Source organism: Cellvibrio sp. PSBB006 (assembly GCF_002162135.1).
Taxonomy (GTDB): Bacteria; Pseudomonadota; Gammaproteobacteria; order Pseudomonadales; family Cellvibrionaceae; genus Cellvibrio.
The window spans coordinates 654,960-677,308 of record NZ_CP021382.1; the positions used below are offsets into that span (position 1 = coordinate 654,960).

General features: G+C 52.2%; 12 protein-coding genes. 9 read left to right on the forward strand and 3 right to left on the reverse strand.

The window, feature by feature from the left end:
* Positions 1-6: 6 nt before the first annotated feature.
* Positions 7-735, reverse strand: coding sequence for a phosphoadenylyl-sulfate reductase (locus CBR65_RS03025; protein WP_087465472.1), 729 nt, complete (start codon positions 733-735; stop codon positions 7-9).
* 486 nt (positions 736-1,221) lie between these two features.
* Between CBR65_RS03025 and thrH the strand changes: the two genes are divergently transcribed.
* From thrH to CBR65_RS03045, 4 genes are all read left to right on the forward strand, one after another.
* Complete coding sequence (thrH, locus tag CBR65_RS03030; protein WP_087465473.1) at positions 1,222-1,839, forward strand: bifunctional phosphoserine phosphatase/homoserine phosphotransferase ThrH; 618 nt, start codon at positions 1,222-1,224, stop codon at positions 1,837-1,839.
* A 370-nt stretch (positions 1,840-2,209) separates the two neighbouring features.
* Positions 2,210-3,319, forward strand: a complete 1,110-nt coding sequence (locus CBR65_RS03035) for an efflux RND transporter periplasmic adaptor subunit (protein ID WP_087465474.1) — start codon at positions 2,210-2,212, stop codon at positions 3,317-3,319.
* Between the two features lie 5 nt (positions 3,320-3,324).
* On the forward strand, positions 3,325-6,489 hold the full coding sequence (locus CBR65_RS03040) for an efflux RND transporter permease subunit (RefSeq protein WP_087465475.1): 3,165 nt from the start codon (positions 3,325-3,327) through the stop codon (positions 6,487-6,489).
* Between the two features lie 144 nt (positions 6,490-6,633).
* A complete protein-coding gene (locus CBR65_RS03045; protein ID WP_087465476.1) occupies positions 6,634-7,035 on the forward strand; it encodes a PRC-barrel domain-containing protein in 402 nt (133 codons plus the stop codon).
* An 87-nt stretch (positions 7,036-7,122) separates the two neighbouring features.
* Here the strand turns inward: CBR65_RS03045 and CBR65_RS03050 are convergent, their stop codons facing one another.
* Positions 7,123-7,875: a dienelactone hydrolase family protein gene (locus CBR65_RS03050; protein WP_087465477.1), complete on the reverse strand. Its 753-nt coding sequence runs from the start codon at positions 7,873-7,875 to the stop codon at positions 7,123-7,125.
* Between the two features lie 59 nt (positions 7,876-7,934).
* Complete coding sequence (pabB, locus tag CBR65_RS03055; protein WP_087465478.1) at positions 7,935-9,317, reverse strand: aminodeoxychorismate synthase component I; 1,383 nt, start codon at positions 9,315-9,317, stop codon at positions 7,935-7,937.
* Between the two features lie 348 nt (positions 9,318-9,665).
* On the opposite strand from pabB, the gene CBR65_RS03060 reads away from it, so the two are divergent.
* The 5 genes from CBR65_RS03060 to CBR65_RS03080 all read left to right on the forward strand — a co-directional run bounded on the left by CBR65_RS03060 (position 9,666) and on the right by CBR65_RS03080 (position 22,320).
* The gene (locus tag CBR65_RS03060) at positions 9,666-10,547 is read left to right on the forward strand and encodes a hypothetical protein (protein ID WP_087465479.1); all 882 of its coding nucleotides are present in this window, start codon (positions 9,666-9,668) and stop codon (positions 10,545-10,547) included.
* A 255-nt stretch (positions 10,548-10,802) separates the two neighbouring features.
* Positions 10,803-12,557, forward strand: coding sequence for an efflux RND transporter periplasmic adaptor subunit (locus CBR65_RS03065; RefSeq protein ID WP_087465480.1), 1,755 nt, complete (start codon positions 10,803-10,805; stop codon positions 12,555-12,557).
* 4 nt (positions 12,558-12,561) lie between these two features.
* The gene (locus CBR65_RS03070; RefSeq protein WP_087465481.1) at positions 12,562-14,712 is read left to right on the forward strand and encodes a biotin/lipoyl-binding protein; all 2,151 of its coding nucleotides are present in this window, start codon (positions 12,562-12,564) and stop codon (positions 14,710-14,712) included.
* A 73-nt stretch (positions 14,713-14,785) separates the two neighbouring features.
* Positions 14,786-15,631, forward strand: coding sequence for an efflux RND transporter periplasmic adaptor subunit (locus CBR65_RS03075; RefSeq protein WP_087465482.1), 846 nt, complete (start codon positions 14,786-14,788; stop codon positions 15,629-15,631).
* Positions 15,632-15,858: 227 nt separating this feature from the next.
* On the forward strand, positions 15,859-22,320 hold the full coding sequence (locus CBR65_RS03080; RefSeq protein WP_087465483.1) for a putative Ig domain-containing protein: 6,462 nt from the start codon (positions 15,859-15,861) through the stop codon (positions 22,318-22,320).
* Positions 22,321-22,349 lie beyond the last annotated feature (29 nt).

The window sequence follows — 22,349 nt, forward strand, 5'->3', positions numbered from 1 at the left end:
CATGCTTTACGCCTTTATATTTTCCCCATGCAGGCCACATTCTTTCTTGGTGGCCTCTTCCCACCACCAACGACCTTCGCGTTCATGCTGGCCGGGCCCCACTGGCTTAGTGCAAGGCTCACAACCGATAGAAATAAACCCGCGATCATGCAGCTCGTTGTAGGGCAGGTTATTACCGCGAATATAATCCCACACGTCTTGAGAGCTCCAGTTAGCCAAGGGGTTGAACTTGGTCAGGGTGGCGCCCGGACGGGCAAAGGTGGTGTCGTTCTGGATAACCGGAATACCGGCACGGGTGCCGGGACTCTGGTCCTTGCGCTGGCCGGTAATCCAGGCATCCACGGTGTGCAGCTTGCGGCGTAAGGGCTCGATCTTGCGAATGCCGCAGCATTCCTGATGGCCATCCTGATAGAAGCTGAACAAGCCTTTTTCACCCACAAAGCGACGCAAGGCTTCTCCGTCGGGTGACAGTACATCGATCCTGATGCCGTAATGCTCGCGGACTTTGTCGATAAAACGATAGGTTTCGGGGTGCAGCCGGCCGGTATCAAGGGTAAACACCTGGATATCCGGTTTCATACTGACCGCCATATCAACCAACACCACGTCTTCAGCGCCGCTGAAGGAAATGGCGATATTGTCAAAATGGGCGAGGGCGTGCTTGAGGATCTTGCGTGGTGACTGGGCTTGCAGTTCGGCATCCAGGTCAACCAGATTAATCAGTTCGCTGGCCATAATTCATCTTCTCTTGCTGGACTTTTCGGCAGGTTTTTACGGCTGTCAATTCTATGTAGTTACGATTAACGAGCCTGAACACGGGTCGCGAAGGATACCAGAGGCCGGATTAACTTCCTAACACACCCTTCTTTTCAGGCAGGCAACGCTAATGGATGGGTATTTTTCATCAGACAGATAAGCGTGAAACAATGTCTATTTAAAAGACATTGAGAGCAAAAAATACACATTATATGGTGGTTAATAAACAAGCAAAGCACAAATTGTTGATTAAATTACTGGAAAATCAGCATATTGTAGGGGATATTTATTGTTGTTTATAGAAATAAATAATTATTTGATTAGCTCTTATTTGAATATGTTCCACGTGAAAAGGTGGAGGTTCGTTCAGGTTTGCTTTCGATGGGAGAAACGGGTAGATTGCCGCCAACTTTTGTCTGGTGCGCGTTATCGCACCTTATTTATCTTCTTTAACTGGAGGTTGATGTGGAAATTGCATGTCTTGATCTTGAGGGTGTATTGGTTCCGGAAATCTGGATTGAATTTGCCAAGGCGACAGGCATTGAATCACTCAAAGCCACCACCCGCGACATCCCGGATTATGACGTGCTGATGAAGCAACGCCTGCGTATTCTGGAGGAGAATAACCTGGGCTTGAAAGAAATTCAGGACGTTATCGCGACGCTCAAACCCCTCGATGGTGCAGTAGAGTTTGTGGATTGGCTGCGCGAGCGTTTCCAGGTCATCATCCTGTCAGACACTTTTTATGAATTTTCCCAACCCCTGATGCGCCAGCTGGGCTTTCCCACGCTGTTTTGCCACCGCTTGAATGTGGATGAGCGTGACCGCGTGGTGGGCTATACCTTGCGCCAGAAAGACCCCAAGCGCCAGTCGGTATTGGCATTGAAGACGCTTTACTACCGCATCATTGCTGCCGGTGATTCCTACAATGACACCACCATGCTGGGCGAAGCAGATGTGGGTATTCTGTTTCATGCACCGCAAAATGTTATTGAACAATTTCCTCAATTCCCCGCTGTGCATACTTATGAAGATTTGAAAAAAGAATTCATCAAGGCCAGCAATCGCAATCTGAGTCTTTAAGTGATGAGGCCCCATATCCTTGGATATGGGGCCGCGTGACGTTGGTCTGTCATTTCCTTCCGTTGTGCTACTTCTCTCCTTTCCCTGCACCTGTCCACGCTCCTGCTTTTAATTCGTTTGCTATCAAACAATTGCCGATTCGGTAACACGATTTCCTGAACTGTAAAAAACCGTAAGGATGTGTAGGGTTAACCTCGGAAAGTGGCTAAGGTAGCTCTGCTGGAATTTTTAGCGAAACTTTTGCGGTGCATATAAAACCAAACACCACCGATATGCGTAATCATTCGCTGATACTTGCCATAAGTTGGTGCTACGCATATTCGCCAGAGAAATCATCGTGTGCGCCACTACCTAATCTCAAGGGACTTCTATGTCGACGAAAGACTATCTGGCGCAGCTGCGCGCGCCTGTCTGGTTAATGATGTGCGGGATCTTCCTCGCACATGAATCTTCTGCTGATGACACGTTAAAAGTGGCTGTGACCAGGGTCGAGCAGCGCGAGTTAATAGAAGAAGTTCCGCTTACCGGAACCGTGTCGTCACCAAAAATTTCCGTGCTGTCGAGTGAAGTGGCCGGACTGGTGAGTAACGTGCACGTGGATGCTGGCGATCAGGTTTCTGCTGGTGATTTGTTGTTGGAATTGGATAGTGAATTAAGTGCGATAGATCGCGACAGCGCCCGTGCGGCTGCGCGGGGCGCACGAGCAGCCTGGGAAGAAACCAAAAAGCGACTGGAAGATGCCCAGGCGTTGGTGGCCCAAAAAAATATCGCGGCCAGTGAGGTGCGCGCACTTGAAGCCCAAGTAGAGATTGACAATGCAAGCTGGCAAGCCGCTGATGCCGAAGCACGCCGTCAGGCGGCAGAATTTCAACGGCATCATCTCAACGCACCTTTCTCGGGGGTGGTCAGTCGCAAATTGGTTGAAGTCGGTGAGTGGTTAGCGCCGGGAGCCGAAGTCGTAGAACTGGTGGCAACGAACAATCTGCGTATTGATTTTCAGGTGCCGCAACGTTTTTATCCGCGTATCAACGATGACACGGCAATTCAATTGGGTTTTGATGCCTATCCCGAGCAGACATTTCAAGGGCGCGTGCATCGCAAAGTCCCCTTAAGTGATAACAGTGCACGCACATTTTTATTGCGCGTACTGGTGGATGAAACAGAGCAGCCGGCATTAATTCCCGGCATGTCGGTGCGGGCCACCTTGAATCTTCTGGTGGATGGTGAGGGGATTGTTGCGCCGCGCGATGCGTTGCTGCGTTATCCTGATGGGCGCGTGAGTGTCTGGATCGTAGAAGATGTTAATCCATCCGATAAAACCGCGAAGGTACGCGAACAGCAGGTCACGCTGGGTTTAGCGTTTAACAACCTGATAGAGATTCGCTCCGGTCTTGAGGTTGGTCAGCAAGTGGTCGTGCGGGGCAATGAATCATTGCAGGCGAACCAGACAGTTACGCTTGATAACCTCACCGATGAGTAACGGCCATGTTTGATAATATCGTTCGCCATGGCATCCTCGTTACCGTCACTGTCCTGATTATTTGTGTGCTGGGCGCGCTGGCGGCGTTGCGAATTCCCGTGCAGATGATTCCTGATTTGGACGTGCGCACTATCAGTATCCAGACGCGCTGGTCCGGCGCGACGCCGCAGGATATCGAAAAAGAAATCCTGATCGAGCAGGAAGAATACCTGCGTAATATTCCCTATCTGGAAGAACTCACTGCGACTGCCAACACCGGTTCGGCGGAGATCGAGTTGGAATTTCCCTTCGGTGTCGATATCACGGAAACACTCATTCGCGTTAACAATGCACTGACGCAGGTGCCGTCTTATCCGGAAAATGTGGATGAGCCGCAAGTCTTCGCCACCTCTTTTTCCGCCAATGCTTTTATGTATTTTCGTGTCTCGCCGCTGCCGGATAATCCACGTGGCCTCGACATGGACATGATGCGCGATTACATCGAAGACAATGTTCGGCCGCGTATGTCGAGCGTGGCTGGTGTTGCTCAGGTGGATGTGGGCGGCGGTGCTGAGCGGCAAATTCATATTCGCGTGAACCCGGATCACCTGGCTGCGCGCGGATTGAGTTTGACTGATGTGCGTGCGGCTATCGCGGCGCGCAATCGGGATATTTCCGGCGGTGAACTGGAGAGCGGCAAACGTTTATATCTATTGCGCACTGTCGGGCGATTTCGCGATGTGGAAGAACTTGAAAACCTGATCCTCCGTCGTGAAGGCGACAGCCTGATCCGGTTAGGCGACGTAGCCGAAATCAAACTGGACCATTTTAAAATTCGCGAAACGTCTTACGTGGACGGCCTGCCGGTTATCAGTATGTCGGTGCGGCGCGAAAGCGGTTCCAATGTGATCGCGATCAAAGAAGCCATGATGCGCGAAATTGATTTGATCAACCGCGAATTACTGAATCCCGAAGGGATGGTGTTACAGCGAACGGCCGATGACGTGGTGTATGTCCAGGCTTCAGTGATTAATGTGTGGAAAAATCTGATCCTTGGTGCACTGCTGGCGACCATGATCATGTATGTCTTTATGCGCTCATTGAAGGTGACCGCACTGGGTGTTGTCGGTATTCCTATTTGTACCATCGCGGCGTTTCTCGGTTTATTAATCGCGGGGCGCACGGTGAATGTGATTTCGTTGGCCGGTGTCGCTTTTGCTATCGGCATGACGCTCGATAACAGCATTGTGGTGTTGGAAAGTATTGAACTTGAACGGCGGCGAGGATTGGATCGCATACGCGCCGCGATTGTTGGTGTTCAGAAGGTCTGGCCAGCAGTGCTGGCGTCTACGCTGACGACGGTGATGGTATTTTTGCCGGTCATGTTTATTGCCGAAGAAGCCGGGCAATTATATTCCGATGTGGCGATTGCCATTTCCGCATCCATTCTGGTGTCGATGCTGGTGGCGATTACGGTCATTCCCACGGCCAGTGCGCGCATGTCGTTTTCCGGGGAAACACCAGACTATGAATTGGGTAAGCGATTGCATCGCGGAATCACTAACCGCGTAAATTGGTTAATTGAAACGCCCGCTCGGCGGGGTGCCTGTATCGGCATTACCGTATTGCTCAGTGGCGCTATTGCGCTGTTCCTGACGCCGCCGGCGGAATATTTACCCGAAGGGGAGGAAGCAAAAACTTTTGCCTCCATGAATGCGCCGCCGGGTTATAACCTGGCGACCATGGAAGAAATCGGGCGCGAAGTGCAAGCATATTTCCTGCCGTTTGTGGATGATGAGCCGGAAGCATTTGATCGCGGTGAAGCCGATGTGCCCGCCATGCAATACGTCAATATGCGCATATCGCCGCAAGGGTTGCGCATTATTACGGAACCCAAAGACCCAGCTCATATAGACGCCTTGATGGCGGCGCTGGTGCGCAAATATGAAACCTATCCCGGCATGCGCGCCTTCGCCGCGCGCGGGTCCATCATCAGCAGTAACGATGGCGGGACTCGCAGTGTCAATCTCGATATTTCCGGCCCCGATTTGGCAAAGCTGTATGAAGTGGCGCAGCTTGCTTACAACCGGGCCGAAGAAATTTTTGACGAACCCAGTATTCAGTCGCAGCCATCCAGTCTGTCATTGGCGCAACCCTTGTTGGCGGTGCGACCAAACTGGCAGCGGGCTGCGGAGGTTGGGCTGAGTGCTGAAGATATCGGTTTTACCATCGCGGCATTGACTGACGGTGCTTACGTCAATGAATTTTTTCTCGACGACAGCAAGATCGATATGTACTTGTACAACCAGGACGGTCCCGGTGCGAGCGTAGAAACCTTATCGCGTATTCTTATTCACACGCCGGTTGGTAGTGTGTTGCCGCTGTCCGAATTGGTAACGGTTGAAGAAACCGTCGATACCAGTACGGTGCGTCGCGTTGATGGTCGACGCACAGTAACGTTAAACATTATTCCGCCGCGTTCCGTTGCACTGGAAACCGGTGTAGAACGCGTGCGTACCGATCTGGTTAAGCATCTGCGTGACACCGGGCAGGTGCCGCTGGGTGTGAGCATGAATATTTCCGGTGCAGCCGATCAGCTGGATGCAACGCGCGCTGCATTAAGCAGTAATTATTTGGTGGCATTAACCATTATTTATTTGTTGATGGTGGCCATCTTCAGTCATTGGGGTTATCCGGTACTGATTATGACCACCATTCCCTTGGGGGTTGCCGGCGGCATCGCTGGACTGGCTATTTTTAATCTCTTCGGCGCTTTGTTTGGCGTTGTGGGGCTGGGTGGTTTTCATCAACCCTTCGACATGATTTCCATGTTGGGTTTTTTAATCTTGATGGGTACGGTGGTTAATAATCCCATCCTGATTGTGGATCGTGCCATCAGTAATATGATGGAAGAAAACTTGTCGCCGGTAGAAGCGACACGCGAAGCGGTTGAGTCACGTTTGCGGCCGATTGCTATCTCAACAATTACCACCATTTGCGGTTTGGCTCCGCTGGTATTTTTGCCCGGTGCGGGCAGTGAGTTGTATCGCGGTGTCGGTGTCATTGTGATGTCCGGTATTATCGGTGCGGCACTGGTTACCTTAACCATGTTGCCGGCGCTCCTGGTTGCGGTGTTGGAGTGGCGTGCGAAACGCTCAAAAAAACACAGCGAAACGGCTACCGAAAAATAAACTTACGGTTTTGGCATCAGGGTTTTCCGTGCACGAATTTACTGTGTTTCGTCGAACAGACCCGCTGAGAGGCGAGTCATACTCTGAGGATGCAAATCAATTTCCGTTGAACGGATTTTATTAATGCATTACAGGAGAACAACGATGAATTACGAAACACGTGATACCTACGGCATGTACAAAAGTCATGACAACCAGGGTCCAGGTCCACGTTTGATGGGTGCGGACACCTTGATCGGAAACGATGTTTACAATCACAAGGATGAAGACCTTGGTGATATCAAGGAAATTATGTTGGATATGTCATCGGGACAAGTTGCCTATGCGGTGTTGTCCTTCGGTTCCTTCCTCGGTATGGGCGAAAAATTGTTTGCAGTACCCTGGAGTGCGTTAACGCTGGATACCATCAACAAGCGTTTTATCTTGAATGTTGAAAAAGATCGCCTGAAAAGTGCGCCGGGTTTTGATAAGGATGATTGGCCGGATATGGCGGACCGTTCATGGACGCAGGATATTCATGCCTACTATGGCACTCGCCCGCATTGATTGAATGTTAACGAAACGGAAGTTGGCAGATACAGCATGCGTTGAGCATGCTGTATCCTTGCAAAAATTCACTTCACATCATCTGCATTAATACAGGCAACGCTTAAACAAACCGATAGCCATTTGGTAACCCAGCAATTGTAATTCCGCATCATAACGCTCGCCTTCATCGCGCATAAAAGCGTGGACGCCGTTAAATTCATGCCAGGTAAAATTCACATTTTTTTCGACAAGGTTGCTGTAAACGCGCGCGCGACCTTCCGCCGGAATATGCGGGTCCTGTTTGCCCCAAATCATTTGCAGTTCGCCCCGGATTTCCCCGGTGCGTGTCAGGCTTTCATTGCCCGGTTGTGAGGGTGTCAGGCCGGAATGGATATCGGTTGCATAAAAACAGCTGGTAGCAGAAATGGCCGGATTGATAGCGGCGCGATAAGCCAGGCCGCCACCCAGACAAAACCCCATCGCACCAATCTTGCCCGAGCAATAGGCTTGGGTGCCCAGGTAGTCGATCATGGTTTGTGTATCAGTGTCATGGGCTTCCAGCGTCTTCGCCACCTTGTCGGCATTGCCTTTGTCGCGCCCGGCATCGTCATAACCCAACACAGTGCCGATAGGATTCAGTTCGTGAAAGACTTCGGGGACGAGAACCACAAAGCCGTGGCCGGCCATGATCTGCGCACTGCGCCGAATCGGTCCGGTCTGCTGGAAAATTTCGGAGTAGAGCAAAATGGCGGGGTATTTTTTCTCATCCGCACTGCCGTTGCTGACCGGCCGGTATACATAAACGCGCATGGTCCCCGTCGGCGTCTCCAGGTCCACCTGGTGGTTTTGAATTAACATGACATATCTCCCTCGGTGAGTGGTAAAAACCCGCGCGACAATAGGCTGAGGTGCGCTGGTTATCGGGTTGAAAAATGTGTTTCCAGTGTGTCCATCAATAACTGCACTTTGGTGATGCTTTCCTGATATTCCCGCTCTACATCAGAATCTGCTGTGATGCCGCCGCCGCCCCAGCAGTGGATTTGGCCTTGGCTGCATACCAGGCTGCGTATGGCGATGCTGGTGTCCATCTGCCCGTCGGCACCGATATAGCCGAGGCTGCCGCAATAGACTGAGCGGCGCACCGGCTCCAGTTCATCAATGATTTCCATGGCGCGGATCTTGGGTGCGCCGGTGATGCTGCCGCCGGGAAAGCAATCGCGCAAGACATCCAGTGCGCTGACATCAGGCTGCATGTGGGCCGTAATCGTACTGACCAGGTGGTGCACGTTGGCGAAGCTTTGCAAGCTGAATAGGGCAGGTACCTTGACCTGGGTGCAATGTTTGCTGAGGTCATTGCGCAACAAGTCCACGATCATCAGGTTTTCTGCTCGATCTTTCTCGCTCGCCAGCAGAGCGGCGGCATTGGCTTGGTCTGTTAACGAATCGGAGCCGCGGGCGATGGTGCCTTTGATTGGCTGGGTTTCCACTTGTCTGTTGCCATCGATGCGGATGAAGCGCTCGGGTGACAGGCTCAGGATGGCCCCGCCCGGCAATTCCATAAAACCGGAAAACGGCGAGGGCAGCACGGAACGCAAGGTTAGGTAGGCTATGAGCGGATCGCCCTCATAGGCGGCAGTGAAACGCTGGGCGAAATTTACCTGATAGCAATCGCCGGCACGGATGTAATCCTGAATACGCTCAACGGAAGTGGCGTATTTTTTTGCATTAACTTCTCGCTGGAATTTATTGATTTCAAAGGAAAATTTATAACTCTTAAGGTTTTGCATTAAGTCGTGAAACTCAATAATCCGGAGAATTTCATCGAGGTTGTTGGCCTCCGGCAGGCTGACCAGCCATGCCTGTTGCTGTTCGTGATCCTGCACAATGGCCCACAGGTAGATCCCGACAAACAGGTCCGGCAGTTCAATATCCTGAACAGCCTGGGTGGGGAGTTTTTCCAGCCGGCGTCCAAGATCGTAGCCAAAGTAGCCCAAAGCCCCGCCGCAGAAAGGGATACCCGGAAGTGGCAAGACCGGCGCAGGCAACTGTGCCTGGAGGAGCGCGAAGGGGTCATCCGTTGACTCACTGAAATGCCCGTCTGCCTGAACGATGCGGGTGATATCGCCAGTAGTCTCCAGATGCCGGATGGGTGCCGCACTGAGGATGTCATAACGCCCGTAACTACTTTGCGGGCGCCCGCTGTCCAGCCAGATCGGCATGGGCAAATGGCGCAGGGCGCGGTACCAGAGCGCGCTGTCAGCAAGATAAGGGATACGACGAAAAGCAGGTGAGGCTGGCATGGAGAAATCAGGACCTGAAAAAGGTGGCCATTCTAGCAGATACAACCAGCGGAGCTGATGGGAACCCTGAGCCTGCTCATGACGTATAAACACTTTTTTAGAAATCGTAGGTGATTTTGTGCGCAATCTCCTGCCTGGTTAGGATGTGTTTTCGTCGACTGGTACCACCCACGCAGCCTTTGATCGCTTTAAAATTATCGCCTCCTCGCGTAGCTAATTGATTTTCAGGAGTTGCATCCCATGCGCTTAGGCGATATCAGGCTGACAGTTAGTGGGATACTTCTGTTATTGACCGCTTGTTCACCCTCCCCAAATGATCAACCTCGTCCTGGACCCATTTCCAGCACGATGATGGATGTGACCGAGGCGGAGTTGCTGGAGCAAGGCTGGCGTCGCGGCACTCTGGAAATCCGGGTTATGGTGGAGCAGGGTGGAACTCTGCGCGAAGAGACGACCGCTGGCGGCGGCACCGAAACCTCGATAGCGTGGTCGTTTAACCTGAGTGCACAGCGTCTGCTGGAGGTGCTCGTAGCGCCGGATTTATCTCAACTTATCCCGGCAACCACGTCGGACAATGACCGCCGTACTGCCTTCAATCGTTCACCGGTTTATATGAAACCACTGGTTGCCCAGCCAATACCGCGCGGACAGGCCAGCTACAGCAAACAGCTCTCTATCGATTCACCTGGCTCGGATAACTACAGCCATTTGCAGGAAACAACTCAAGGGCAGGGGGACATCCAGAGTCTGCGTATTGCCAATCTGCGCCCCTCATTTTATGGGCAGGGATATGAATTTGAACTCCTGCTCAGCTACAACATGCTGATGAACAGCACCAAGGTCGCGCAACCGGTAAACGGTGCGGCGACACATGTGGAGGAAGAATTGCCGGTAGAGGAGAGTCTGGTCATGCACCTCTTTCCGGCGCCGGACCTGCATGTACTTGAGTCCTATCCTTTTGCTTTACCCACCTCATCCCCCAGCGATACAAGCTCGCCCAGAGACGTGGCGATGGATACCTTTCGAGCGCTGCAAGATGCGGCAGCGGGCGTCACCCTGATCGGTGAGTTACGTCCCGGATTGCAGTGGGCGGGGGAAAAAGACCGGTTAACCTTATCCTATTCTCTCAGCGGAAATTCCCAGCCACCCTTGTTTGGTGATATCACCGGATTGGCTACGCGCATTGAACCTAACCGCGTTGAGGTTGATGTGATTATCAAGGCTTTATGAATTGCTTCGTAATACGTTTGTCATGAGGGTTTTTGTTTCGAAAGCGCATAGATACCTCCCTGTAGCTCCCTCAAGTCGTCCGTGACTTGAGGGTTTCGAAACAAAAACCCTCATGACAAACTCCCTGTGTGCCAGCTTCAGCTCACTAGTTCATAGCTGCCTATCAACACTCTTTTGTTCTTCTCTCATTGTTTCAACTATCCTTAAATCGATTTCGTTATAAAACCTCCGATTCAATTTACCAAATAGTCATCAATGCCCTTAATCAACGCCTTACTAAAACATTGGCTGCGTTTGCAGTGCCAGATGGTTGCGACAACGTCAGCGGGCGTGTTGATCAGTCAGGATGACGCCGGTAGCGATCATCGGGTTGTGCGTTGGCCGGAGCAGGAGTCGGTGCAGCCGGCATTGTTGGCGCTGGCCAGCCAGGTCATCGCGAAGCAGCGTTTACAGTTGCAGCCGGACGGTGAGGCATTGCTGCTGGGGCAGCCGGTTGTTGTCGATGGCGCGTTCTGGGGGGCGGTGGTGCTGCGCATTGGCAAGCGCGAAAAGCTTGATCTGCAGGCCACGCTCAAATTGTTGCAGTGGGGTATGACCTGGTTGCAGTTTCTGTTGTTTCAACAAGGCAGTGAACAACGCGATTCGTCAACTGCCGGGCAGGAGCATCTGGAATTATTGGCTGGCGTGCTGCGCGAACCGTCATTGGAAGAAGCCGCCATCACCCTGGTAAACCGCCTGGCAACACGTCAACAGGGTGAGCGCGTCAGTCTGGGGTTGTGTGACAAACGCGGCGTGGAGTTGATGGCTGTGTCTTTTTCGGCCAACTTCGATCGGCGTACCCAGGTCATGCAAGCGTTAACGGCGGCGATGCAGGAGGCGGTGGAGCAACGACAGGATATCCACGTCACCGCGCAGGAGGAGGCCGCCGACCATCCGGCTCAGCTGTTGCGCTGTCATCGGGCGTTGCAACAATCCAATCCGGCGGTAGAGATTCATACCTTTTTGTTGCGTCATAAACAGCAGGTTATCGGTGCCTTGTTGATGGAGGTTCCGACTGCTGCACCCTTGAGTGCCACCGACCAGCAGTGGATTGAGCAGCTGTTGTCTCTGGTGGCGCCGTTGCTGTATTTCAGGAAATCTGCATCCATCAGCAGCATGCAAGCCGTGCGTGCCGGGGCTACCGGTTTTCTGCAACGCTGGTTCGGGCCGCAGCATCTCAAAGGCAAGCTGGTCAGCGGCGGACTCTTTGTCTTTCTGTTGGTGCTTTTGATTCCGGCGGATTACCGCGTGCACAGCGATGCGGTGGTAGAAAATATTGACCAGCACGTACTGGTCGCACCGCAAGACGGTTATCTGGGGCTTATCAATGCGCGCCCCGGCGAGCGGGTAACGAAGCAGCAGTTATTGGCGGAATTGAATGATGCGGAGTTGACCCTGGAGCGGCGCAAGCTCGCCAGCCAATTGCAGCAATATCGCCAGGAGTATGACAACGCATTGGCCACCGCTAATCGTTCCCAGGCCGCTATTGCCGCCGCTCAGGTGGAGCAGGCGAGCGTGCAACTGCGTTTGATCGAGCAACAACTGGCCCAGACCAAACTGACGGCTCCCATCGACGGGACGATTGTCTCGGACGATATTCGACAGTCCCTCGGCGCCCCCGTAAAGCAGGGCGAGGTGTTATTTGAAATTGCGGCGGATGCCGGTTATCTCGTGCAACTGTATGTGGATGAGCGGGATATCACCGCCATCGCGCCGGGACAGACCGGCAACCTGAAACTCACCAGCCTGCCCGGCGACACACTCACCTTCACCGTTACCCATGTCACACCGGTGAGCGAGGTGCGCGACGGGCGTAATTATTTTCGGGTAGAAGCCTCACTGGATGGCGAAAACTTATCTGTGCGACCGGGGATGACCGGCTCCGGCCGTATTCTCGCGGGGCGTCACTTGTTGGGATGGATCTGGTTTCACGATATCTGGCACTGGCTCAGATTAACCCTGTGGTTCTGATGTCATGAGCGAATCCCTGTTGTGGCAACGGCTGGAACACCTGCGACCCTCCTTGCCGCGTCATATCGACATCCAGCGTCGCCATTACGGCGATGAACTCTGGTATGTATTGCACGATAAAAGCACCGGCCGTTTTCACCGTCTCAGTCCTTCCGCCTATGGGTTGATCGCCCTGATGGATGGCCGGCGCAGCCTGCATCAGATTTTGCAGACCGCATCCCGGCCCGACCGCTGTGAATCACCCGATGAATTACCGACACGCGCAGAGTTAATTGAACTGCTGCAATACCTGCACGTCGCGGATCTGTTGATTTGCGATATTCCGCCCAATACCCGCGAGCTCTTTGCCCGACGACAACAAAAGTCCCGCCAGACCTGGATGCGTTTGCTGCTCAATCCATTGACCTGGCGCTTTCCCTTGGGCAATCCCGATAAATTCCTCACCCGTTTGTTGCCGCTGGGCCGATTGTTAACGAGCCCGGCAATGGGCCTGGTGTGGCTGTTGGTGGTGGGCTATGCACTGCTGCAAGCGGGGAGTCATTGGTCGGAGTTGACGCGCGGGCAACTGGACCGATTGTTGTCCCCCGCCAATTTGCTCTTGCTGTGGCTAACCTATCCGTTACTCAAGGTGCTTCACGAAATCGGCCACGGCCTGTTCACCAAAGCCTGGGGCGGCGATGTACATGAATACGGTGTGGTATTTGTCCTCGCAACGCCGCTGCCTTATGTCGATGCCACCGCCGCCACGGCTTTTCCGGAAAAATCCCGGCGCATGATGGTCGGTGCAGCAGGTATGGCAGTGGAGCTTTTTCTGGCCGCTGTCGCCTTGCTGGTCTGGTTGGCGATTGAGCCGGGATTACTGCGCGATCTTCTGTACAACGTCATCATTATCGGCAGCGTATCGACCGTGTTTTTTAACGGTAATCCGTTAATGCGCTTTGATGGTTACCACATCCTTTGCGATGCCATTGATACGCCCAACCTTGCCACCCGGGCCAATCAACAGATGACGTATCTGCTGCAAACCTGGGGCTACGGTGTACAAGGTCTGCATTCACCAGCAGCAACGCGGCGGGAAAGTGCCGGGCTGGTCTTTTATGCCGGTGCGGCATTTCTCTATCGGTTACTGGTGCTGGCTTTCATTATTTTATTGGTTGCCGAACATTTTCCCCGCGCCGGTCTGGTATTGGGTTGTTGGCTGGTTTTTTTCCAGTTGTTGCTGCCGCTCGGCAAACACCTGCGCTTTTTACTCAAGGACCAGAAACTGGCACCCACACGTCGGCGATCAATCGGTGTCACCCTGGGTGTGGTGGTGTGTTTGCTCGCCGGATTTTTCTTTGTCCCGCTTCCCTTGTCGACCCACACCGAAGGCGTGCTCTGGCTACCCGATGATGCCCAGGTGCGCGCGGAAACAGCGGGGCAGGTTGCAGACCTATTGGTCAAGCCCGGTGATCTGGTGGACGCCGGGCAGGTATTGATACAACTGCACAACCCGTCCTTGCTGGCAGAATTGGCGTTCAAGCAGGCGCACCTCGATGAGTATCGGGCGCGCTATCAGCAGGCGTGGAACGAGGATCGGGTGCAAGCGCAACTCTACGAGGAAGATATCCGCGCGATACAGGCCGAGCTTGAGCACCTGCAAAACCGGGTAAACAATCTGGTGATTCGCAGTGCAACCGAAGGTCGTTTTGCCCTGACTCAACACCGTTCACTGGTGGGGCAGTACCTGGAGCAGGGCGATGTTGTCGGGTTGATTATCCAGGATGAGCCGCCGCGTATCCGCGCTGCCCTGACGCAGCAGGAAGTCGGCCTGGTCCGTCAGTCGACATCCGCTGTGGAGGTGCGCATGGCCGGTGATATCGGGCACTTGCTGCAGGGTAACGTGAGCGGTGAGGTTCCGGCAGCTACCTTCAATTTGCCCAGCCCGGTATTGGGTGCCGCTGGCGGGGGCCGGTTGCCCGTGGACAGTGGAGACAAAGCCGGCACCAAGGCAACGCAGATGGTTTTTCTGCTCGATGTGCATCTGCCACAACTGGCCCAGGGCAGCCGCTACGGCGAGCGGGCCTATCTGTTATTCCGCCACCCCGCCGAACCTTTGGCGACGCAGCTCCAGCGTCGCTTGCGCCAATTGTTTATCACCCGCATTGATTATTGATGAGGGAGAAATCCTGTGACTTCCGACAGCATGATCTATAGTAAGGCTGAATAACAATGATTAGAGATTGACTATGCACCTTATCTTTACCGCTGTTTTACTGGCGCTATCTGCGACTGTGGCTGTAGCACAAACACCTGAAGGAACCGAACTGAATTGCCGCATTGAACCCCACGTTACCGTTAACGTGAGCAGCGCCGTGGAAGGCTTGATCAGCGAAGTGCTGGTTGATAAAAATCATCGCGTGAAGCAGGGCGATGTTCTGGCACGTCTGGAAGCAGGACTTGAAACCGCAACCGCAGAGCTGCGCAAAGTGCAGGCCGAGTTGGAAAGCGACGTCGACGCGCAGCAACTGGCGTTTGATTTCAGCCAACGGGCCTTGACCCGTGTTACTAACTTGTATGAGAAAAAAGCGGCGTCTTTTGCGGAGCTGGATAAAGCCAAGACTGAACACGCCCTGGCCGCACAACAATTACAGCAGGCCAATGACCGCAAGCGGCAAGCCGCGCTGGAACATAATCGCGCACTGGCTGATTTACAACGCCGCACGATTCGCAGCCCTATCGACGGCATTGTGGTGGATCGCTACAAACAACCCGGCGAACACATTGATTACGAGCCGGTGCTGCAACTGGCACAGCTCGATCCCCTCCGCGTTGAAGTATTTGCGCCGGCCAGTTTGTATGGGCTGATTAAAGAAGGCATGGAAGCCACAGTGACCCCTGAACTGGCTATCGCCAGAAAAACCTACATCGCTGAAGTAGTGCTGGTTGATCAGGTGATTGATGCGCCCAGTAACACCTTTGGTATTCGTTTGTCTTTCCCCAATCCCGACTATCAATTACCCAGCGGTTTGAAGTGCACCGTCCGGTTCTCCGGCGTAAAAAGTCCAAATAATTTATTGAGCGGCGGACTCTGATCGCCGCTTGGCTTTTGGTCGCGATAAAAGCCATGCACTCATAACAATAAAGACATCTTTCCATTTTGTTAGATAAAAATGATTTAAACAGGGGATAGAGCAAATAGGCATATCTGGCGCAATAAGCATCGTCTCCGGCTACACTAAGAAGGCAGGGAGTGTTGCCGGTCTTTTTACCAGTGTCCTAATTTGCATCGAACACTCGATCACAATGATTACATCGCCCAATGCCCAACCGAAAGTCGCCGCGTAACCGCCGTCCAACCATTGAACCCCTGGAGCCGAGATTACTCTTTTCGGCTACGGCGGATATTGCCGTGCTGGACGATGCCAATTCCGATACGGCTTACCTGATTCAGGCCGCGGCCAACACTGATTTGGACGCGATTTATCACACGGCGCATGATCCTGTTGGATTTGCTGATACCTCTACCGATATTCTCCAGATCGACGCGCCGCAGAATACCCCGCAAGACGTGGTTTTTATTGACACCCGCGTTGACGATTACCAATCACTGCTCGACGACATTTTGCAGAACAAATCCGCTGAAGATGTTGCAGTGGTTTTGCTGGAGCCCGACAGCGACGGCGTAGGGCAGATCACTGAGGCATTAAAAAGTTACGCCGGTGTTGGCGCTATCCATATTATTTCGCACGGCACTGCCGGCGCGTTGCAATTGGGCAATACACTGCTCAACCAACACAGCCTCAGCGAATACCAGGAAGACGTCACGGCCTGGGGTAATGCGCTGGGTGAATCGGCGGATCTAATGATTTATGGCTGTAACCTCGCCGGTAATGCCGAGGGTGTGCAACTGATTGAGCAGTTAGCGGCACTGACTCAGGCGGATGTAGCCGCGAGTAATGATTTGACCGGCCATGCCCAACAAGGCGGCGATTGGCAACTGGAGATCAACACCGGCAACATAGAAACGGCGCCACTTTTTAGTCTGAACCTGCAACAAAACTGGCAAGGTGTGTTGGCGGATGTGAATCACATCCACGTAGACGATGCCGTTAACGAGCTGTCATTTTCTTCTTCCCACAATGTGGGGCAGAGTTTTGTCTACGACAGCAGCACTCCCACGTATATCGTTAATCAACTCAGCATCCAGTTGATGAAAGATGTGGGCGCTGCGGAACAAACCATTACCGTTCAATTGTTGGATGCCTGGAACGGAACAGTATTGGGTGTGGATACCAAATCATCCAACTCCCTGAGCAGCGCCGAATTTGAATGGAAGACATTTGATTTTGGCGATCTGGAGCTGAATGACAATCAAACCTATTTCATTCGCATTTCTTCCGATGTTGATGATGATTTGGTGATGGTCTCTTACCATCAGGAAGATCGCTATAACAACGCTACCTTAATTGAAAACGGCATAGATAATCCGGACAGTTGGGATCTCGCCTTTAAAGTCACTGACGACGATGGCACTAACGCAACCCCCATCGTAGCCAACCCCATAACCAACCAATCTGCCACTGAGCAGGTTGCTTTTAATTACGCCTTTCCTGCGAACACCTTCAGCGACAGTGATGAAGGCGATACGCTGGTGTATACCGCCCAACTTGCCGGTGGTGGCAACTTGCCGCCCTGGTTAAATTTCGATGCAGCCAACCGCACCTTTTGGGGAATGCCTGACAATGGTGATGTCGGCGTTATCACTATTGAGGTCACTGCCACCGATGATCACGGCGCGAGTATTTCGGACAATTTTGATTTAACGATTATTAATACAAACGATGACCCCTTTGTGGCGAACCCCATCGCGGATCAAGCCGCGACGGAAGATGTCGCATTCAATTTTACCTTTCCAGCCAATGCATTTGGTGAAGTCGATCCGGGTGATCAATTAACTTACACCGCACAATTATCCGGTGGCGGTGCATTGCCCACTTGGTTGAATTTTGATTCCGCAACACGCACTTTCAGTGGTACACCCACGGCAAGTGATGTTGGCACGGTTGCTATTGAAGTCACCGCCGATGATGGTAACGGTGGAACATCTGCAACGGATACTTTTGATCTGGTGATTTATGATGCTGCAGCCAGTGCCGATATTATCTATGAAACGTCGGGTGCAACACTGGGCGGCACGGGGGTTGCGAGTGGACAAGATGCCTATCAGAGTTTTGCTGATCTTGATGGTGTAGGAAATTACACTGTTGATCATGTGTCAGTGCAACTGCGCAGCAATCCCGCTGCTGATCAAACTCCTCAAATCGTCACCGTCGCTGTTTTGGATAACTATGGCGGTACCATCCTCGCCAGTAATACGATGTCGTCTACTGAGTTGGATAGCACATTAGCCTGGTATTCATTTGATGTGGGAAATCTCGCTTTAACCTACGGCCAGACTTATTTTATTAAGGTTAGTGCTTCAGGTAGTAACCTTGATCCATTGGTATATGTAGGCATTCATGATACCAATGTGTATAACAATGGCCAATATCTCAATAACAATGGTGTTGCCGATCCGTCGCGTGACCTGGCTTTTGAGGTTGCGGGAGTCAACAATGATCCATTCGTTCCCAATCCTATTCTTAATCAAAATGCAATTGAAGATACGGCATTCAATTTTACGTTTGCAGCCGATGCTTTCGATGATGCCGATGGTGATAGCTTGGCATATTCCGCGCAGTTGGCCGGTGGTGGCGCATTACCTGCGTGGCTTGGTTTCGATGCAGCGACGCGGACATTTTCCGGCACACCAACCAACAGCGATGTGGGCACGGTATCAATCACGGTTAACGCGGATGATGGTCAGGGTGGTTTAGCGAGCGATACCTTTGATATTGTTGTTGCCAATACCAACGATACACCCGTCGTTAGTAATCCAATTAATGATCAGGTTGCTGCGGAAGACAGCGCGTTTAATTTTACCTTTCCCGCCAATGCATTCACCGATCCAGATGCCGGTAATACGTTGACATACTCCGCCGAGTTGGCCGGCGGTGGCGCATTACCGGCGTGGCTCAGTTTTGATGCAGCGACACGCACGTTTTCTGGCACGCCGACTAACAGCGATGTAGGTACCGTATCCATTACCGTCAACGCCGATGACGGGCAGGGCGGCACACTAGCCAGTGATACTTTTGATATCGTCGTTGCCAATACCAACGATGCCCCGACCGTTGCCAACCCGATTGATGATCAGGTTGCTACCGAAGACGCTGCATTTAATTTCGCGTTTGATGTGAACACCTTCAATGATATCGATGGTGATAGTCTCACCTATTCGGCCACCTTGGCCGGTGGCGGTGCGTTACCCGCGTGGATCAGTTTTGATGCAGCAACACGAACATTTTCCGGCACACCCACCAACAGCGATGTGGGTACCGTATCCATTACCGTCAATGCTGATGACAGCAATGGCGGCGTTGCAACAGAAACATTTTACTTAACTGTCATAACGACAGGCGATACTCATTACGTTGATACCGGGAGTGGCAACCGGGAGACACCGATCTCATCCGTAAACCAGGTTGGCCAGAGTTTTCTTTACGATAGCCCCGGTGCGACTTACAACGTTAACGAAATCAGCATTGAACTGGCAAAATATGCCGCTGCGGTTCCGCAAACGATTATTGTAGAAGTGCGCGATGCATGGAACGGTACGGTGTTGGCTTCTGACTCGATTTCATCCGACGCGATTAGTGCTATTGGTTTTGAGTGGCATTCATTCAGTTTTACTGACCTGGCCCTTAACGACAATCAAAGTTACGTGATTCGTGTCCGCACCGATGCAAGCGATGATGCGGTGTTGATTCGTCATCACGATGTAGATTTATTTCCAGACGGCGCCATGATTCAAAATGGTGTTGTGGATGGTGCCGGTTGGGATCTGGCTTTTAAAGTCAGTCAGGAAGACGGCGCTAGCAGCGCACCCGTTGTTGATAATCCACTGCCGGACCATACGGTTAATGAAGACGACAACTTCACTTATACAATTCCTGCCAATACTTTCTCCGACGCGGATGTGAACGATACATTAACCTATCGCGCGCAATTGGCCGGCGGTGGCAGCCTCGACTGGCTGGTATTTAACGAGATCACCCGCACATTTAGCGGCATTCCTCGCAACGACGATATCGGCACACTCAACGTGGAAGTTATCGCTACCGATAATCACGGTGCATCTGTCTCCGAGTTTTTCACCATCACCATTGTTAACACCAACGATGATCCTTTTGTTCGTTTTCCGCTCGTGGACCAGGCCGTTACGGAAAACAATGCGTTCAGTTATACCCTTCCCAACGACGCCTTTGGTGATGACGATAGCGATGCGACATTGACTTACAGTGCGCAACTTGTCGGTGGTGGTGCCATACCGGCGTGGTTAAATTTTGATGCAGTCACACGTACCTTCAGTGGAACGCCGGGGGCAGGGGATGTCGGCACACTGGATATCGAAATCACTGCGGATGATGGACAGGGTGGTACAGCGGCCAGCGATAATTTTTCGTTAGTGGTTTATGCCGCGCCGGCTGCTGCGGATATTGTGTATGAATCTTCACCGCCCGCGTTGACCGGCACAGGTTTAGCTGATGCGCAGGATGCGTATCAAAGTTTTGTGGAAGCCAATGGTAACGGCACTTATGTGGTGGATAATATTTCGGTCCAGCTGCGCCGCAACGCCGACGCCGATCAAACACCGCAAACGATTACTGTATCGGTGTTGGATAGTTTTAATGGCACTGCGCTTGCCAGTAATACCTTGTCCTCCACTGAACTCGGAACTGCATTAGCCTGGCATTCATTTGATGTAAATAACCTGGCGTTGACCTACGGTCAAACCTATTTCATCAAAGTCAGTTCCACCGGTAATAATGCCGATCCTCTGGTGTATGTCGGCATCCACGATACCAATGTGTATGGTGGCGGTGAGTATCACAATCACAACGGTATTCCCGATCCGAGTCGCGACCTGGCTTTTGAAGTGTCGGGTATCAACAACACACCGGTGGTAAGCAATCCGTTGCCGGATCAAATGGCCACCGAAGATATTCCATTTAATTTTATTATTCCGGCCGATACCTTTGCGGACCCGGATGGCGATACGCTGACATACAGCGCGCAACTCGTGGGTGGTGGAGCCTTGCCCGCGTGGTTGAGTTTTGATGCCGCGACGCGCACTTTCAGTGGCACAGCAACACATCTCGATACGGGTACGTTATCAATTGAGGTGACGGCCACGGATGCCAGCGGTGCACTCACCAGTGATAGCTTTGATCTCACGATTGAACGAGTTAATAGTGCTCCCACTACAACCGGTGTGGCGGATATTACACGCGATGCCAACAGTGGCAGCGATACCATTGATTTATTCCAGGCATTTGCTGATGAAGAAGACAGCGATGCGCAATTAATATTTAATGTGGTTGAGAATTCCAATAACGCATTATTTTCCAATGTAAACATTGATCCCGTCAGCGGCAGCTTGCAACTGGATTACGCTGCTGATCAAAGCGGTAGTAGTGTTATTACCTTGCGCGCAACTGACCGTGATGGTGCCAGTGTTGAAACCAGTTTTACCATTACTATCGTACCGCTGAATACCGCACCCACCAGCAGTGGGCTGGAGAATGTTTCTGCAACAACAGAGACGCCGGCAACGCAAATTAATCTACATGACTTCTTTGACGATGCGGAAGATGGCACAGATTTACAATACGCCTTGATGGCCAATACCAATCCGGCATTAGCGGATCTTGCCGCACTGGATAGTAGCAGCGGCACACTGACGTTAGAGTTTTCCAATGGTTCACCGGGAGAAACAACATTAACGATTCGCGCTACCGATGCACAAGGCGCCTGGGTTGAAACAACCTTTGATGTAATCATTAGCGCGCCGCTTGGCAATAGCCCTGTTGAAGAACCGGTTGAAGAAGAGCCCGTTGTTGAAGAGCCTGTCGAGCAACCTGTCGAGGAACCGATCGATCCGCCAATAGAGCCACCCGTGGAAGAACCCGTTGATACACCTGTACCGATAAATCCGGTACCAGAGCAACCAAAGTCGCCCACGGAAGAGCCGGTTATTGAGTCACCGCCCGTCACGCCACCGCTTAATCAAGGCGGCACGCCGATCGCAACACCGGGTGATGTCATCGCTGTTGATGAACCGATCAATAGTAAGGACAACACCGACAGTGTTCTCACCAATAATCTGGGCCAGCCACCGGTTTTTATTGCGCCGGCAGACATTCCGCAAGGTTACGATGAAGATGATCGCAACCGTCCGACGTGGACCGATTCACGCCGTGAATTTGACGAGCAACAGCGTCAGGCGGCCAACCCTTATGCAAGCCTTACTAGTTTAATTGCGCTGGAAAGTGGCTACCTTAATACCCAGGAATTGATTGAGTTCAATCAGGAAATTGATCGTGCGCGCGCTGACATGAATCGTGTGCTCGAAGAAGAACAGCAACAACACGCCATGATTGCCGGCGTTACGCTCTCTATTACCACGGGCATTTTAATCTGGTCATTACGGGCGAGTAGTTTGCTGTTAACACTCTTTTCCATGCTGCCTTTATGGAAAGGCATTGATCCCTTGCCAATTCTGGACGAGGTCAATAAGCGCAAGAAAGAACTGGAGCAACAACGTAAGGACAAAGCAAAAGAAGACCGACGTGCCGGTGAAGTCGGCTACCTGTTCGATCACGACAACAAAGAAAGCTAGAGGTTAGCGGTGGGAAAATTTCGTATAAC

Excerpts from the sequence above, each read along its gene's own strand:
- CBR65_RS03025 (WP_087465472.1), bottom strand. The coding sequence starts at position 735 with ATGGCCAGCGAACTGATTAATCTGGTTGACCTGGATGCCGAACTGCAA.
- CBR65_RS03035 (WP_087465474.1), top strand. The coding sequence starts at position 2,210 with ATGTCGACGAAAGACTATCTGGCGCAGCTGCGCGCGCCTGTCTGGTTA.
- CBR65_RS03040 (WP_087465475.1), top strand. The coding sequence starts at position 3,325 with ATGTTTGATAATATCGTTCGCCATGGCATCCTCGTTACCGTCACTGTC.
- CBR65_RS03045 (WP_087465476.1), top strand. The coding sequence starts at position 6,634 with ATGAATTACGAAACACGTGATACCTACGGCATGTACAAAAGTCATGAC.
- CBR65_RS03050 (WP_087465477.1), bottom strand. The coding sequence starts at position 7,875 with ATGTTAATTCAAAACCACCAGGTGGACCTGGAGACGCCGACGGGGACC.
- pabB (WP_087465478.1), bottom strand. The coding sequence starts at position 9,317 with ATGCCAGCCTCACCTGCTTTTCGTCGTATCCCTTATCTTGCTGACAGC.
- CBR65_RS03060 (WP_087465479.1), top strand. The coding sequence starts at position 9,666 with ATGATGGATGTGACCGAGGCGGAGTTGCTGGAGCAAGGCTGGCGTCGC.
- CBR65_RS03065 (WP_087465480.1), top strand. The coding sequence starts at position 10,803 with ATGCCCTTAATCAACGCCTTACTAAAACATTGGCTGCGTTTGCAGTGC.
- CBR65_RS03070 (WP_087465481.1), top strand. The coding sequence starts at position 12,562 with ATGAGCGAATCCCTGTTGTGGCAACGGCTGGAACACCTGCGACCCTCC.
- CBR65_RS03075 (WP_087465482.1), top strand. The coding sequence starts at position 14,786 with ATGCACCTTATCTTTACCGCTGTTTTACTGGCGCTATCTGCGACTGTG.
- CBR65_RS03080 (WP_087465483.1), top strand. The coding sequence starts at position 15,859 with ATGCCCAACCGAAAGTCGCCGCGTAACCGCCGTCCAACCATTGAACCC.